Here is a 14682-nt window from a genome sequence, read left to right as displayed (position 1 = left end):
GGGCCACCCCGCCGGGATGGAACGAGTTGCAGGGAGTCGCCATGCCCCAGAAAAAGGTCCTCGCAGTGGTCTTGGCCGGCGGAGAAGGCAAGCGGTTGATGCCCTTGACGGCGGATCGGGCCAAACCTGCCGTCCCGTTTGCCGGAGGGTACCGGCTGATCGACTTCGCCCTGTCCAACGTCGTGAACTCCGGCTATCTCCAGGTCGTCGTGTTGACCCAGTACAAGTCACACAGCCTGGACCGGCACGTCTCGGAGACCTGGAGGATGTCCACCCAGCTGGGCAACTACGTCGCTTCCGTCCCGGCCCAGCAGCGTCTGGGCAAGGACTGGTTCCTCGGCTCGGCCAACGCCATCTTCCAGTCGCTGAACCTCATCCACGACTCCAAGCCCGACTACGTCCTGGTCGTGGGCGCCGACCACGTGTACCGGATGGACTTCTCCGCCATGCTGGATGCACATATCGCCTCGGGTGCCTCCGCCTCGGTCTCGGCCGTGCGCCAGCCGCGGTCCCTGGCCGACCAGTTCGGCGTCATCGAAACCGACCCTTCGTCCCCCGACCGGATTTCGGCCTTCGTCGAGAAGCCCGCCACCACGCCGGGCCTGGCCGATGACCCGGAGAACTTCCTGGCCTCGATGGGCAACTACATCTTCACCACGGGCCCCCTGCTGGAGGCCTTGCGCTCGGACAACGAACGCGAGGACACCCAGCACGACATGGGCGGGGACATCATCCCGGGATTCGTCGCACGTGGTGATTGCGCGGTCTACGACTTCTCGGCCAACCCGGTTCCCGGAGAGGACCTGCAGCGGGTGCGCTACTGGCGCGATGTCGGCACGTTGGAGTCCTATTACGAAGCCCACATGGACCTGGTGGCACCGATCCCCGAGTTCAACCTCTACAACCAGGAGTGGCCGATCCACACCCGGCACCACAGCTCCCCACCCTCCAAGCTCATCCGGGCCAAGGACGGCACCCCCGGCGAGGCCCATGATTCCCTGCTCGCAGCCGGCGTCGTGATCTCCGGCGGCACCGTGTGCAAATCGGTCCTGTCGGTGGACGTGCGCGTCGATGCCGGGGCCCAGGTCGAGGAGTCGGTGCTGCTGGACAACGTCGTCATCGGAGCCGGTGCCGTGGTCAAGCACGCGATCATCGACAAGAACGTCGTGGTCCCGCCCGGAGCGCAGATCGGGGTGGACCCGCAGAAGGACCGGGCCCGCGGATTCACCGTCACCGACTCGGGGCTCACCATCCTGGCCAAGGGGCAAGAGGTGACGGCGGAGGAGGACCTCGTCACGGCCTAGACCGGGTCGTCCGTGGTGGACGGCAGGCGGTAGAGTTCTCCCGTCATGACTGAGCATTCCTCCCCCATCTCCCCCGACGACCTGGCCGCCTGCCTGGGCGTTCTCGAACGCATCCACCAGCTGCCCGATGACGACGAGCAATTCATCGCCGTCCGCCGGGCCACGGCCAAGATGTTCAAGGAGGTCAAGCGCGCCCGACGGACCGAGGCCCGCCAGGCCGTCCTGGATGCCGACCGCAAGGTCATGGAACGCACCGCCACCGGTGCCGCCAACCGGCTCGACGACGAGACCGAGGGGCTCGATCTGTCCTCGGCCACTGCCGATGGCAGCGCGGGCGAATACCGGCAGCCGCGCAAGTGCTACATCTGCAAGCAGCCGTTCACGAAGGTCGACGCGTTCCACCACCTGCTCTGCCCCGACTGCGCGGCGAGCGGCCGCCACTGGCGCGAGGCCCGGGTGGATCTGACCGGCCGCCGCGCCCTGCTGACCGGGGGCCGCGCCAAGATCGGCATGCACATCGCCCTGCGGCTGCTGCGCGACGGCGCCCACACCACCATCACCACCCGATTCCCGGCGGACGCAGCACGGCGTTTCGCGGCACTGGAGGACAGCGGCGACTGGCTGCACCGGCTGCGCATCGTGGGCATCGACCTGCGCGACCCCTCGCAGGTGGTCTCCCTCGCAGAACGCCTCGCCGCGGCCGGTCCGCTGGACATCCTCATCAACAACGCGGCACAGACGGTCCGCCGTTCCGGCAATGCCTACCGCCACCTCATCGAGGCCGAGGCACGTCCGTTGGCCCCCGCGCTGTCAATGGCCAACGGCGGACCCGAGGTCTGGGGTGCAGGTGTCGCCCCGCAGGCCCACCCGCAGGCTCTGGCGGCTGCCTTCGACCTCGATACCGCTGCCCTGGAATCCACGATGGGCGTCGCCCCGGAGCGGCTCGCCGAATTGGCGATGACCGCCGGTTCGGCGTCGCTCGAGCGCATCGCCGCCGGGACCGCCATCGACGCCGGCGGGCTCGTCCCCGATCTGGTGTCGGTGAACAGCTGGACACAGAACCTGGGCCAGGTCGAGGCGCTGGAGCTGCTGGAGGTCCAGCTGTGCAACGTCACCGCCCCGTTCCTGCTGGCCAGCCTGCTGCGCCCGGCCATGGCCGCCGCTGCGGCACGGCGCAAGTACGTCGTGAACGTCTCGGCGATGGAGGGCCAGTTCTCCCGGGTCTACAAGGGTGCCGGGCATCCCCACACGAACATGGCCAAGGCAGCTCTCAACATGCTCACCCGCACGGCGGCCGAGGAACTGCTGGAGACCGACGGCATCCTCATGACGGCCGTGGACACCGGGTGGATCACGGACGAGCGTCCCCACGAATCGAAGATCCGCCACGCCGCAGAGGGCTGGCACGCACCGTTGGACCTGATCGACGGGGCGGCGCGGGTCTACCACCCCATCGTCGCCGGGGAAGCAGGCGAGGACCTGCGGGGCTGCTTCATCAAGGACTACCGGCCTTCACCCTGGTAGTGATATGCAACACCTGCTTCATGGTTCAATGGTGGGGTGGATATCCAGCAGCCCCAGAACCAGAACCTGACCCGCGACGAGGCCGCCGAGCGCGCCGGGATCCTCACCGTCGATTCGTATGAGGTCGCCCTCGACCTGAGCGGTGCACCGGACCCCGACACCGCCGGCTACCGCTCCCGGACCCGGGTGGCGTTCACCGCGGCATCCGCGGGCGTCGGGACCTTCCTGGATTTCATCCATGGCGGGGTCACCGCCGTCGTGCACAACGGGCGCCGGCTCGACGTGGCGACCACGGTGGACGGCTCGCGGATCCACTTCACCACCGAGCCCGGAGAGAACGTCGTCGAGGTCGACGGCACCGCCCTGTATTCGACCTCCGGTGAGGGCATGCACCGTTTCGTGGACCCGGTGGACGGCGAGACCTACCTCTACACGCAGTACGAGCCTGCAGATGCGCGCCGCGTGTTCGCCACCTTCGAACAGCCAGATCTGAAGGCGCCGTTCACTTTCACCGTCACCGCGCCCACCGCCTGGCACGTGGCCTCCAACCAGTCGGTGGCCGAACGCACCGACCACGAGGACGGCACAGCGACCACCGTGTTCGCCCCCACCCTGCCGATGTCGACGTACATCACCACGATCCTGGCGGGCCCCTACCACTACGTCACCGACAGCTGGCAGCGCACCCTCGCCGACGGCACCGTCCTGGACGTGCCCCTGGGCCTGACCTGCAGGGCGTCGCTGGCACCTCATTTCGACCACGAAACGTTGTTCGCCACGACCAAGCAGGGGCTGGACTTCTTCCACGAACTCTTCGACTACCCCTACCCCTGGGGCAAGTACGAGCAGGCCTTCGTCCCCGAATACAACCTCGGCGCCATGGAGAACCCCGGGCTGGTGACCTTCACCGAGCACTACGTCTTCACCTCCCACGCCACCGAGGCCCAGTACGAGGCCCGCGCGAACACGCTCCTGCACGAGATGGCCCACATGTGGTTCGGCGACCTGGTCACCATGCGCTGGTGGGACGACCTGTGGCTGAAGGAGTCGTTCGCCGACTTCATCGGCACCCTGGCCGTCGCCGAGGCCACCGCCTTCGAGACCGCCTGGGTCACCTTCGCTAACCGGCGCAAGGCCTGGGCGTACGTGCAGGACCAGCTGCCAACCACCCATCCGATCGTCGCGGACATCCCCGATCTGGAGGCCGCCCGGCAGAACTTCGACGGCATCACCTACGCCAAGGGTGCCTCGGTGCTCAAGCAGCTCGACGCCTTCGTGGGCCGGGAGGCGTTCACCTCCGCCGCGCGCACCTATTTCCGCCGCCACGCCTACGGCAACACGTCCCTCGCCGACTTCCTGGCCGTCCTGGAGGAGGCCTCCGGACGGGACATGGGAGCCTGGGCCGACGCCTGGCTGCGCAGCGCCGGTGTCGGATCGCTGCGGGTGGAACTCGAGGAGGACGACGGCGGAATCATCACCACTGCGGTGATCATCCAGCAGGGCGTGGACCCGGTCACGGGATCCCCCGCACTCCGCCCCCACACCCTGGGGCTGGGCACCTTCGACCTGCGCGAGGGCCGGCTCCAGCGCTCCGGCGGCTTCCGGATGGACGTCACCGGCGCCAGCACCAACATCCCCGACCTCATCGGCCGGCCACGGCCAGCGGTCATCCTCCCCAACGACGGTGACCTGACCTACGCCAAGGTCGGGTTCGACGACGGCAGCCTGTCGGTGCTGCTGGAACACCTGGGCACCCTGGACGAACCGCTGGCACGCGCCACCGCCTGGGCCGCCCTCTGGTCGATGGTCCGCGACGCCGACCTGCCGGCCCCGGTGTTCCTGCAGGCGGTGCGCCGCCACGTGGACACCATCACCGACGTCGGCGTGCTGACCATGATCCTGGACCAGGCAGCGTCCGCCGTCCGGCTCTACTGCCCGCCGGCCGTCAGGGACGGCGAGCAGGGGGCACTGGCGGGCGCCGTCCACGGCTTCCTGCTGGAGGCCGAGCCGGGTTCCGATGCACAGGTGGCCTTTGCCCGCCGCCTGGCAGGGCTCGCCCGCCACGGCGGTCTCGATGACGTCGTCGACGGCTTGCTCGACGGTTCCTCGGCGGTACCCGGCTTGGTCGTGGACGAACAGCTGCGCTGGGCGCTGCTGCAGGCGGGCGCGGCCCGCGGCCACCTCGACGCGACAGCGCTGGATGCCGAGCGGGAGGCCCATCCGTCGGCGGTCGCCTCGGTGGGGCACGCCCTGGCGATGGCCGCACGGCCCGAACCCGCGGTCAAGCGGGCAGCCTTTGACGCGGCACTGACCGGAACCGCCGCCAACGGGACGGCACTGTCGAACGACGTGCTCAGCGCGAGCGTTGACGGGTTCCTCGTGGGATCCCACGAACTCATCGACCCCTATTACGACAGGTACTGGCCGGCGCTGGAGGGCATCTGGGCCGAACGCAGCATTGGCCTGGCCACCCGGACCGTCCAGGGGCTCTTCCCCGGTGCGCAGGACCTGGGCCCGGAGGGAGCGGATTCACACCCGGTGCTGCGCACGGCCGACGGCTGGCTCGCCGAACATCCCGACGCGCCGCGCGCCCTGCGCCGGATCATCATCGAACAGCGCGACCAGTTGGCCCGGACGCTGCGCGGACAGGCGGCCGTTTAGGGGACGCGGTTCAGCCACTCCTCGGTACGGAACTTCTCATCGGCCAACCGATCGGCCCGCTGGAGGGTGGCGGCACCGATCTCGGTCCGATCGGCCCCGTAGCGTGCCGCGAAGGTGGAGACCATCGTCTCGATGATCTCGGCCCGCGGCACGCCGGCCTGGCGCTTGAGCGGGTCGACCCGTTTCTTGGCGCTGGCGATCCCCTTGTCGGAGATCTTCTCCTTGCCGATGCGCAGCACCTCGGTCATCTTGTCGGCATCGATGTCGTAGCTCATCGTAACATGGTGCAGGATGGCGCCGCCGGCAAAGCGCTTCTGGGCTGCGCCCCCGATCTTCCCCTGGGGTGTGGCAATGTCGTTGAGCGGCTTGTAGAACGCCTCGACGCCCAGGCGCTGCAGCGATTCCATGACCCAGGCGTCCAGGAAGGGATACGAATCGGCAAAGCTCATCCCGTCGACCAGTGACGCCGGCAGATACAGCGAATAGGTGATGCAGTTGCCGGCCTCCATGAACATGGCCCCGCCGCCGCTGATGCGGCGCACGACGGTCACCCCATGTCGGGCAGCCCCCTCGGGGTCGATCTCGTTGCGGACGGACTGGAAGCTGCCAATGGCCACGGCCGGCTCGTTCCAGTCCCAAAACCGCAGGGTGGGCTTGCGCGTGCCTTCCATGACCTCGCGGGTCATCACCTCATCCAATGCCACGTTCACGGCGATGGGCAGGGTGACCGGGCCGATGACCTCCCAGTCGTGGTCCTCCCAGCCGGTGGCCAGGCCCAGGGCCCGGCGGACGGCGGTGGCCACGGCGGCCGGGTCGAAGCCGAACATCACTGCGTCATCGTCCACCGCGGCATCGACGGCGTCGCGGATGCTCGAGTGCGGCGAGGCGGCATCCAACCCGACCAGCGCGGCGTTGATGTCATCCAGGGCCTCGTCCGGCTCAAGGAAGAAGTCACCGTTGACATTGGCCCGGACGATCCGCTCGTCGGGCCCCTGGCCGGCGACCTCGAGGTCGGCGACGACGAGCTTGCCGCCCGGGACCTTGTATTCGCCATGGTGGGTGTAGGGGGGGTTTTCGCGGGGTGCTGCATCGTCAACTGGCATGCCCCCATCCTAGTAACTGCCGGCACTGCCCCGGGCTACACTGGCGAACATGAGCGCCCGCGACCGTCTGCCCCTCAGGGACCGATTCCCTCCCCACGGGTGGAAGGCGTTGCACACCCTGGCGTGCACCCACGCACCCCGATCCCCTCGGGCTCTCCGCATCAATCCCCGTCGGGCTTGATGCGGAGCCGCAGGGCAGGCCGCCAGACCATCATTAGCAGCCATCCGAAGGAGCGATCATGGCAGAGGCCATCGACGTCACACCCAACACCGCCCAGCACCGGTACGACATCACCGTGGACGGGCAGGCCGCGGGATCCTCGTCCTACCGCGACACCGAGGATGCCGGGACACCGCAACGCATCCTCTACCACACGCTCATCGACGACGCCTTCGGTGGCCGGGGCCTGGCGTCGGTGCTGACCCGCGAGGCCATCCGGCAGTCGGTGGACGCCGGGTTCCGTGTCGTGCCGATGTGCCCCTACGTCGTGAAGTGGACGACGACGCACGACGACTTCGCCGAACACATCGACCCGGTGTCCAGCGCACACACGGCACTCTTCGACTGAACTGCGCGTCAACGACCTGCCGTTAACGACGAAGGGGACCCCGAGGGGTCCCCTTGCGCATGAAGTGCGTGCTTACTTCTTGCCGAAGTTCTTGAACCGGGCGTTGAAGCGCTCGACGCGTCCTGCCGAGTCCATGATGCGCTGCTTGCCCGTGTAGAACGGGTGCGAGGCGGCGGAGATTTCGACGTCGATGACCGGGTAGGTGTTGCCGTCTTCCCACTCGATGGTCTTGTTCGAGGAGGCGGTGCTGCGGGTCAGGACCTTTTCACCGGAGGCCAGGTCATTGAAAACGACCGGCCCGTACTTCGGGTGCGTGTTGGACTTCATGATTATAAACCTTTGCTCGAGCCCCTGGATTTTGCCAGAAGCCATACGGGTACGTCGTTCCATTCGACACGGAACCGACTGTTCACTATATCCCACCGCCGGACACCGATGGAAATCGGCGCGCCTACCTGGCGCGTAGTTCCCACATGGCCACGGCCGACGCGGCAGCAACGTTCAGCGAGTCGACACCGGCACGCATCGGGATCATGACGGCGCGGTCCACGGCGGCCAGCGTGGCCGCGGAGACACCGGCACCTTCGGTGCCGAGCACCAGGGCCAGCCGTTCGATCGATTCGGCGGCGACCTGGTCGATGTCCTGGGCGTCGTCCGTCAGTTCCATCGCTGCCAGGGTGAAGCCCGCGGACCGCAGCTGCCTGAGTCCCGCATCCCACTGCCCGAGCCGGACCCAGGGCACCTGGAACACCCCGCCCATGCTGACCCTGATGGACCGGCGGTACAACGGGTCCGCGCACCGCGGTGAGACCAGTACGGCGTCGATCCCCAATGCGGCGGCGGACCGGAAGATGGCTCCCAGGTTGGTGTGGTCCACGATGTCCTCGAGCACGATGACACGTCGCGCCCCGGCGAGGGCCTCGGCCAACGGAACCGGGGCCGGGCGGTTCATGGCCGCGAGGGCACCGCGGTGCAGGTGGAATCCGGTGATCTCCTCCAGCACCCCCGGGGCGCCGACAAAGACAGGAACGTCGGGGTGGGCGTCGAGCACGTCGGAGAGCCCGTCCAGCCATTTCGGGGCCAGGAAGAAGGACCGCGGCACATGCCCGGCGGCCAGCGCACGCCGCAGCACCTTGGAGCTCTCGGCGATGTAGAGCCCACGCCCCGGGTCGGTGCGTTGGCGCAGGGCGGCGTCGGACAGGGCCACGTAGTCCGCGACCCGCGGGTCGTCCGCCGACACGAGGTCGATGACCGGCATCAGTTGACCAGCTTGGCGATCATGTTCACCAGTGCCACGATGCCCAGCACGACGATGAAGCCGCGCAGCAGCAGTGGCGAGAGCTTCCGGCCGACCTTCGCCCCGATGAACCCGCCGATCAACGAACCGACGGCGATCAGCGCGACGACGGGCCAGTTGATCCTGTCGAAGGCGAAGAGCAGGTACGAGGCGGCGGCGACCAGGTTGACCACCAGCGAGAGGATGACCTTGATGGCATTGGACTGCTGCAACGAGCCGTGGAAGAAGATCCCGAGCACGGCCATGAGCAGGATGCCCTGGGCTGCGGTGAAATACCCGCCGTAGACGCCGATGAGGAACACCAGCACGTACACCAGCAGCGGGAGCTTCTGCTCGTCGGCATGTTCGGGGCGCAGCGGCTCACCGGCCTGGCGTTCGCGGACCCAGCGGGCCAGCCGCGGCTGGAAGATGACCAGCAGCACGGCGATGGCGATCAGCACCGGTGCCACGTATCCGAAGACGCTCTCGGGCAGGTGCAGCAACAGGAAGGCCCCGAGGATGCCGCCCAGCAGCGAGGCCGGCAGCAGTTTCAGCATGGTCTTCGGAACGCTGCGCGCCTCCCGGCGGTAGCCCCACGCGCCGGAGAACCCCCCGGCGACCAGGCCCATGGCGTTGGAGATGATCGAGTTGACCGGTGCATACCCCAGGGCGACGAGCACCGGGAAGGTCACCAGCGAGCCAGAGCCCACGATGGTGTTGATCGTCCCGGCCCACAGGCCGGCGAAGCCGACGACCAGTTCCCTCCACAATTCCATGCGCGGCGCCGGTCCTAGGCGCCGTGGCGGGCGACGGCGGTGTACCGGCCGGCATCCTCACGCAGGGCCAGGTCCATCCCGAACGTGGAGGCGAGGTTGGCCTCGGTAAGCGTGGTGCCGATGGGGCCGGACGCCACAACGGCCCCCTCGTTCAGCAGCAGCGCGTGGGTGAAGCCCGGCGGGATCTCTTCCAGGTGGTGGGTCACCAGGACCATGGCCGGGGCGTCCTCGTCGGCGGCGAGTTCTGACAGACGTGCCACCAGGTCCTCCCGGCCGGCGAGGTCCAGGCCGGCGCCCGGCTCGTCGAGCAGCAGCAGTTCGGGGTCGGTCATCAGGGCGCGGGCGATCTGGACGCGTTTGCGTTCGCCGTCGCTCAGCGACCCGAATCTGCGGTTCATCAGGGTGGACATGCCCCAGTCGTGCAATAGGCCAAAGGCCCGGCGCTCGTCCATCTGGTCGTACTTCTCACGCCACCGTCCGGTGGTGCCGTACGCCGCGGTGACCACGGTGTTCAGCACCGTCTCGTGGTCGGGGATGTGGGAAGCGAGTGCCCCGGAGGACAGCCCGATGCGCGGGCGCAGCTCGAACACGTCCACACGGCCCAGCGTTTCACCGAGGATGGAGGCGGTGCCGTGGGTGGGGTGCATGCGCGCCGCAGCGATCTGCAGCAACGTCGTCTTCCCAGCGCCGTTGGGGCCCAGGACCACCCACCGCTCGTCGTCCTCCACCTGCCAGTCGATGCCCGTCAGCAGGTTCTTCTGGCCGCGGACCACGTCGATTCCGGCGAAGGAAAGCACATCATTCATAGGCAAAACACTAAGGCAACAGTGCCGTGATCGGCCAAACGCCGCCCCGTCCGGGCTCCTCCGCGTCGTGATCGGTCCAGGGAACGACGCGAATTGGCGTCCCCGGGTGTGGACACGGGAGAATTCCACCATGCAGATCTGCGCCTACCTCGTGTCCCACCACAGCGAACCGGCAAGCTCCCCCGCCGCCGACGAATCGGCCGCAGCACAACGGCTGGATGCGGTGCTGGCAGCCCATGGCCTCACCGTGGTGTCCACCACTTCCTTTGCGGGACCTGGCTATGCGGGCACCCGTCGCGCGCTGGCGCAGGAAGCGACGGCGGATGGCCCGCCGCAGCTGGAGCGGGTGCGCACCGCGCTGGCCGCAGACCTCGACTCCGATGCCCGGGATGGCCAGCTCCACGCGCTGGTTCCGGCAGCCCTCATCGAGGCGCCGCGCAAGTTGTTGGTGATGGATGTCGACTCCACGCTGATCCAGCAGGAGGTCATCGAGCTGTTGGCTGCCCATGCGGGACGTGAAGCCGAGGTTGCGGCCGTCACGGAGGCGGCGATGCGCGGGGAACTGGATTTCGCCGGGAGCCTGCATGCCCGCGTGCAGACGTTGGCCGGGCTCGATGCCGGCGTCATCGAGACGGTGCGTGCCGCCGTCGTGCTCTCGGAGGGTGCCAGGGAACTGGTGGAGGCCTTCCATGCCGCCGGGCACCTGGTGGGAGTGGTTTCCGGGGGATTCCAGCAGATCCTCACGCCCTTGGCCGATGGGCTGGGCTTGGATTTCGCCCGGGCCAACGATCTGGGAATCGCCGACGGCGTCCTGACCGGAACCGTTTCGGGCGAGGTGGTCGACGCGGCCACCAAGGAAGCCTGCCTGCGCCGCTGGGCCGCCGACGCCGGGATCCCGGTGGAGCACACCATCGCCGCGGGCGACGGGGCAAATGACCTGTTGATGGTCCGGGCTGCCGGCCTGGGCATCGCCTACCGGGCGAAACCGGCCCTGCGGGCGGCGGCCGACGCGGCGATCGACGTGCCGCGGTTGGACATCGTGCGGCATTTGTCGGGCGTTTGATCATGACGATTGCATAACTACCGGCGGCTTCGCGTCCCCGCCTGCACGGTGCGCACGGGCACCGGCGCTAGGATGCAACAGGTGTGCACGGTTGGGTGCGCCCATCCTGACCACTGACATGGAGCATGCACGGGTGAAAATGCGGGATAAGCAACGCAGCGGCAAGAACCTCAAGGGCTGGCTGATCGGAGGAGGCGCTGTCGTCGTCCTCGCGGGAGCCTACGCCGGTGGGGCCGCCCTCGTTGGAGACCAGATCCCCCAGGGTGCCAGCGTGCACGGCGTGACGATCGGTGGCCTGAACTCCGCAGACGCCGCAGCGCGGTTGCACGAGAAGCTCGACCCGCTGGTCACCGAGCCGATCACGATCTCCGCCGGCAAGAAGAGCGCCGAGCTCATTCCGGCCAACGCCGGGTTCGGGCTTGACGTGGACGCCACGCTGGCCGGGCAGACCGGATATTCGCTGAACCCCGTCGTCCTGTGGCAACGCATCACGGGAGGGGAATCGGTGGAGCCGGTCCTGACCGAGGACCAGGGCATGCTCACCGACGCCGTCGAGGGGCTGCGGCCGAAGCTGGACGCCAAAGCCACCGAGGGCAAGATCGCGTTCAAGGACGCTGCCCTCGACTACACGGCGCCGAAGGCGGGCCAGGGCATCGATGCCGAGGCAGCGGCCGACACGATCCGGGATTCCTGGTTCGGTGCCACCCAGCCCATCGACGTTCCGGCGACCAGCGTGGAACCGAAGACCCCGGTGGCCGCCTTTGAGAAGGCCCGCGACGACCAGGCCAAGCCGCTGGTGAAGGACGACGTCACCGTGTCCGCCGGGAAGCTGTCCGCCACGTTGTCCCCCGCCGTCTTGGCGAAGGCCGCCTCCTTCAGCGTCGCCGACGGCGCCGTGACGATGAAACTGGACAACGACCAGCTCGCGGAGCAGCTCCTGAAGGCCAACCCGAAAATGGCCTCGACGGCCCGGGACGCGAAGATCGTCCTGCGCGGCGGCAGGCCGGCCATCGTGCCGGCCGTTGAGGGCCACGGCGTCGATACCGCCAAGCTCTCCGACAAGATCCTGGCTGCGGCCACCACCAAGGACCGGACCGCCACGGTGGACCTGAAGGTCACCCAACCTGACTTGACGACGAAAAAGGCCAAGGCCCTGGGCGTCAAGGAGCAGATCGTCGAGTTCTCCAGCCCCTATCCGACCAGCGACACGGTCCGCACCAAGAACCTGAAGGCCGGCTCGGCGAAACTCAATGGGCTGATCGTGATGCCCGGGGAAACCTTCTCCCTGACCAAGGCGCTGGCCCCGATCACCGTGGCCAACGGCTACTACGAGTCGGGCGTCGTCGAGGATGGGTTCTCCACCACTGCGGTCGGTGGCGGCCTCTCGCAGATCTCCACCCAGCTCTTCAACGTCGGCTGGCTCGGCGGGATGGATGACATCACCCACCGTCCGCATAGCCGCTGGTTCGACCGCTACCCTGCCGGCCGCGAGTCCACCCTCTGGGAGGGACAGATCGACATGGCCTGGAAGAACAACACCGGCCATGCCGTCATGATCCAGGCGTGGGTGGGCAGCGACCGTGTCCATACCCGGCTGTGGGGAACCAAGAAGTACAAGGTCACCTCGACCACGTCGGACCACTACAACCAGACCAGCCCCATCACCCGGTACAACGACGCCGAGAAGTGCGTCTCCGAATCGGGCGGTCAAAAGGGCTTCACCGTGGACGTGCACCGCACGCGCACCGCGGGCTCCGAGGTGCTGCGCGACAGCCTGCACTGGACCTACCAGCCGTGGAACAAGATCGTCTGCGGCAAGGACCCGAAGAAGAAGTAGGGGTTCCGGGACCAGCGGAACGCATGAAGGGCGTTCGCCTGGCACCGGGTGCCGGGCGAACGCCCTTCCTGCATCGGCCCTGCGATGCCGTGGCAGGACCGGGTGGGGTCAGTCCAGGAAATGCCCGGCGCCGCCGGCGTATTCGGTGTGTCCGGTGGGGACATCTGCACTGACCATCGCCGCCACGTGGACGCCGAATTCCTCGACGCTGAGCAGCTTCCCCGCGGCCTTGCGGCGTTCCTCGATGGCCCCTGGCTGTGCCCGATCCAGCAGGGTGGCCGTCACGGTTCCCTCGATCATGTCCCCGGAGATGACGACCAGTGAAATGCCCTTGGCCTCCAGGGCCGGGATCTCCTCGCGCAGGGCCAGCTCGCCGGCACGCTTGGACCGGGCCACCGGTTCGTACGCGTCCAGGGTCTGGACCTTGTCGATGAAGTGGGCCTGGTGGCTGGTCACGAACACGACCCGGGATCCGGCGGGCATAACGGCTGCCGCGGTACGCAGCATGTTCACCTGCGCGTCCCGGTTCAGCCGCAGCGCATAGTCCTCGCCGAGGCCCGATTCCATGCCGCCGGATGCGTTGAGCACCAGCACGTCGAGGGATCCGAAGTTCTCCAGGGCCGCATCGACCAGTGCCTGGGCCCCTGCCTCCTCGGTCAGGTCGGCGCCCACGGCCACCGCCTGGCCGCCGGCCTCGGTGATGCCGGCGACGATCTTGTTGGCCCGGGGGGCCTTCTGCCGGTAGTTGACGACGACGGCGGCACCGTCGGCCGCGAGGTTCTTGGCCACCTCGGCGCCGATGCCGCGCGAGGAACCGGTGACGATGGCTGTCTTGCCGGAGAGATCGCTCATGAATGCTCCTAGTCCGGGTGGGCCCCGGAGTTGTGGGAATGCTGCAAAAAGGTGCCCGCGTCGCGGGCGCTCCCCTCCATCTTGCCAGCCCGACCGGCGTCGTGCAGTTGTAGGGAAGCTCCAAAATTGGGTGGGGTGCGGCCCTAGTGGCCCATGCCCAGTCCGCCGTCGACCGGGATGACGGCACCGGAGATGTAGGCTGCCTCGTCGCCGGCGAGCCAGCGCACCACTGCCGCGATCTCCGTCGGCTCGGCAAAACGTGCCGCCGGGATGCTGGAGAGGTATTCCTTCTGGGTGGCCTCGGGCAGCTCGGCTGTCATGTCGGTGTTCACGAAGCCCGGGGCGACGACGTTGGCGGTGATGCCGCGGGAGCCGAGTTCGCGGGTGATCGAGCGGGCCATGCCCACCAGGCCCGCCTTGGAGGCCGCATAGTTGACCTGTCCGGCGGATCCGAGCAGGCCCACCACGGAGGAGATCAGCACGATCCGGCCCTTGCGCGCGCGGATCATGCCCTTGGAGGCCCGCTTGATGACGCGGAAGGCACCGGTGAGGTTGGTGTCCAACACCGAGGAGAAGTCGTCCTCGTTCATGCGCAGCAGCAGCATGTCGCGGGTCATGCCGGCATTGGCCACGAGCACCTCGACCGGACCGTGGGCGGCTTCGACCTCGGTGAACGCCGCGTCGATCGAGGCCGTGTCAGTCACGTCGGCCCGCACTCCGAGCAGGCCCGCGGGGACCTCGCCGCTGCGGTAGGTGATGGCCACCTTGTCGCCGTTGGCCTCGAAGGCCCGGGCGATGGCCAGACCGATCCCCCGGTTGCCTCCGGTGATCAGGACGCTGCGCGGGGTGTGCTGGGCGTTTTCGGTCATGGGTCCTCCAGGTCGGGTGCTCAGTGGTTTCGGCACCAGTCT

Annotated in this window: 13 protein-coding genes; 6 read left to right on the top strand and 7 right to left on the bottom strand. The window is 68.1% G+C overall.

Going from position 1 to position 14682, the window contains the following annotated elements; all coding sequences use genetic code 11:
• The first annotated feature begins 41 nt into the window (after positions 1–41).
• The 3 genes from glgC to pepN are packed head-to-tail and all read left to right on the top strand — an operon-like array spanning position 42 to position 5489.
• Positions 42–1304 (top strand): glucose-1-phosphate adenylyltransferase, encoded by a 1263-nt coding sequence (gene glgC / locus ACN0TP_RS12065; RefSeq protein WP_417219316.1) that lies wholly within the window; start codon positions 42–44, stop codon positions 1302–1304.
• A gap of 45 nt (positions 1305–1349) precedes the next feature.
• The gene (locus tag ACN0TP_RS12060; RefSeq protein ID WP_417219314.1) at positions 1350–2828 is read left to right on the top strand and encodes an SDR family NAD(P)-dependent oxidoreductase; all 1479 of its coding nucleotides are present in this window, start codon (positions 1350–1352) and stop codon (positions 2826–2828) included.
• A 36-nt stretch (positions 2829–2864) separates the two neighbouring features.
• A complete protein-coding gene (gene pepN, locus ACN0TP_RS12055; protein ID WP_417219311.1) occupies positions 2865–5489 on the top strand; it encodes an aminopeptidase N in 2625 nt (874 codons plus the stop codon).
• On the opposite strand, the gene ACN0TP_RS12050 is transcribed toward pepN, so the two are convergent.
• Complete coding sequence (locus tag ACN0TP_RS12050; protein ID WP_417219308.1) at positions 5486–6592, bottom strand: lipoate--protein ligase family protein; 1107 nt, start codon at positions 6590–6592, stop codon at positions 5486–5488. The two genes, pepN and ACN0TP_RS12050, sit on opposite strands and share 4 nt — an antisense overlap.
• Positions 6593–6831: 239 nt before the next feature.
• On the opposite strand from ACN0TP_RS12050, the gene ACN0TP_RS12045 reads away from it, so the two are divergent.
• A complete protein-coding gene (locus tag ACN0TP_RS12045) occupies positions 6832–7161 on the top strand; it encodes a GNAT family N-acetyltransferase (RefSeq protein WP_417219306.1) in 330 nt (109 codons plus the stop codon).
• Between the two features lie 72 nt (positions 7162–7233).
• Here ACN0TP_RS12045 and ACN0TP_RS12040 read toward each other — a convergent pair whose 3' ends face one another.
• From ACN0TP_RS12040 to ACN0TP_RS12025, 4 genes are all read right to left on the bottom strand, one after another.
• Positions 7234–7488, bottom strand: a complete 255-nt coding sequence (locus ACN0TP_RS12040) for a type B 50S ribosomal protein L31 (protein ID WP_417219304.1) — start codon at positions 7486–7488, stop codon at positions 7234–7236.
• A 124-nt stretch (positions 7489–7612) separates the two neighbouring features.
• Positions 7613–8419 (bottom strand): TrmH family RNA methyltransferase, encoded by an 807-nt coding sequence (locus tag ACN0TP_RS12035; protein ID WP_417219302.1) that lies wholly within the window; start codon positions 8417–8419, stop codon positions 7613–7615.
• Entirely contained in the window at positions 8419–9213 is a 795-nt protein-coding gene (locus tag ACN0TP_RS12030) for a sulfite exporter TauE/SafE family protein (protein ID WP_417219300.1), read from the bottom strand. The genes ACN0TP_RS12035 and ACN0TP_RS12030 overlap by 1 nt, the downstream gene beginning before the upstream one ends.
• Positions 9214–9227: 14 nt before the next feature.
• Complete coding sequence (locus ACN0TP_RS12025; protein ID WP_417219297.1) at positions 9228–10019, bottom strand: ABC transporter ATP-binding protein; 792 nt, start codon at positions 10017–10019, stop codon at positions 9228–9230.
• A gap of 130 nt (positions 10020–10149) precedes the next feature.
• Between ACN0TP_RS12025 and serB the strand changes: the two genes are divergently transcribed.
• Both serB and ACN0TP_RS12015 read left to right on the top strand, forming a co-directional pair.
• Positions 10150–11082 carry a phosphoserine phosphatase SerB gene (serB, locus tag ACN0TP_RS12020; RefSeq protein WP_417219295.1) on the top strand — a complete coding sequence of 311 codons (933 nt, stop codon included), beginning with the start codon at positions 10150–10152 and terminating at the stop codon, positions 11080–11082.
• A 139-nt stretch (positions 11083–11221) separates the two neighbouring features.
• Positions 11222–12919, top strand: coding sequence for a VanW family protein (locus tag ACN0TP_RS12015; protein ID WP_417219410.1), 1698 nt, complete (start codon positions 11222–11224; stop codon positions 12917–12919).
• Between the two features lie 108 nt (positions 12920–13027).
• Here the strand turns inward: ACN0TP_RS12015 and ACN0TP_RS12010 are convergent, their stop codons facing one another.
• Positions 13028–13771 carry an SDR family oxidoreductase gene (locus ACN0TP_RS12010; protein WP_417219293.1) on the bottom strand — a complete coding sequence of 248 codons (744 nt, stop codon included), beginning with the start codon at positions 13769–13771 and terminating at the stop codon, positions 13028–13030.
• Between the two features lie 143 nt (positions 13772–13914).
• On the bottom strand, positions 13915–14640 hold the full coding sequence (gene fabG, locus ACN0TP_RS12005; protein ID WP_417219291.1) for a 3-oxoacyl-ACP reductase FabG: 726 nt from the start codon (positions 14638–14640) through the stop codon (positions 13915–13917).
• Positions 14641–14682 lie beyond the last annotated feature (42 nt).

This window comes from Arthrobacter sp., from assembly GCF_048266065.1.
Classification (GTDB): domain Bacteria; phylum Actinomycetota; class Actinomycetes; order Actinomycetales; family Micrococcaceae; genus Arthrobacter_H.
This window is presented reverse-complemented; position numbering and strand designations above follow the sequence as displayed.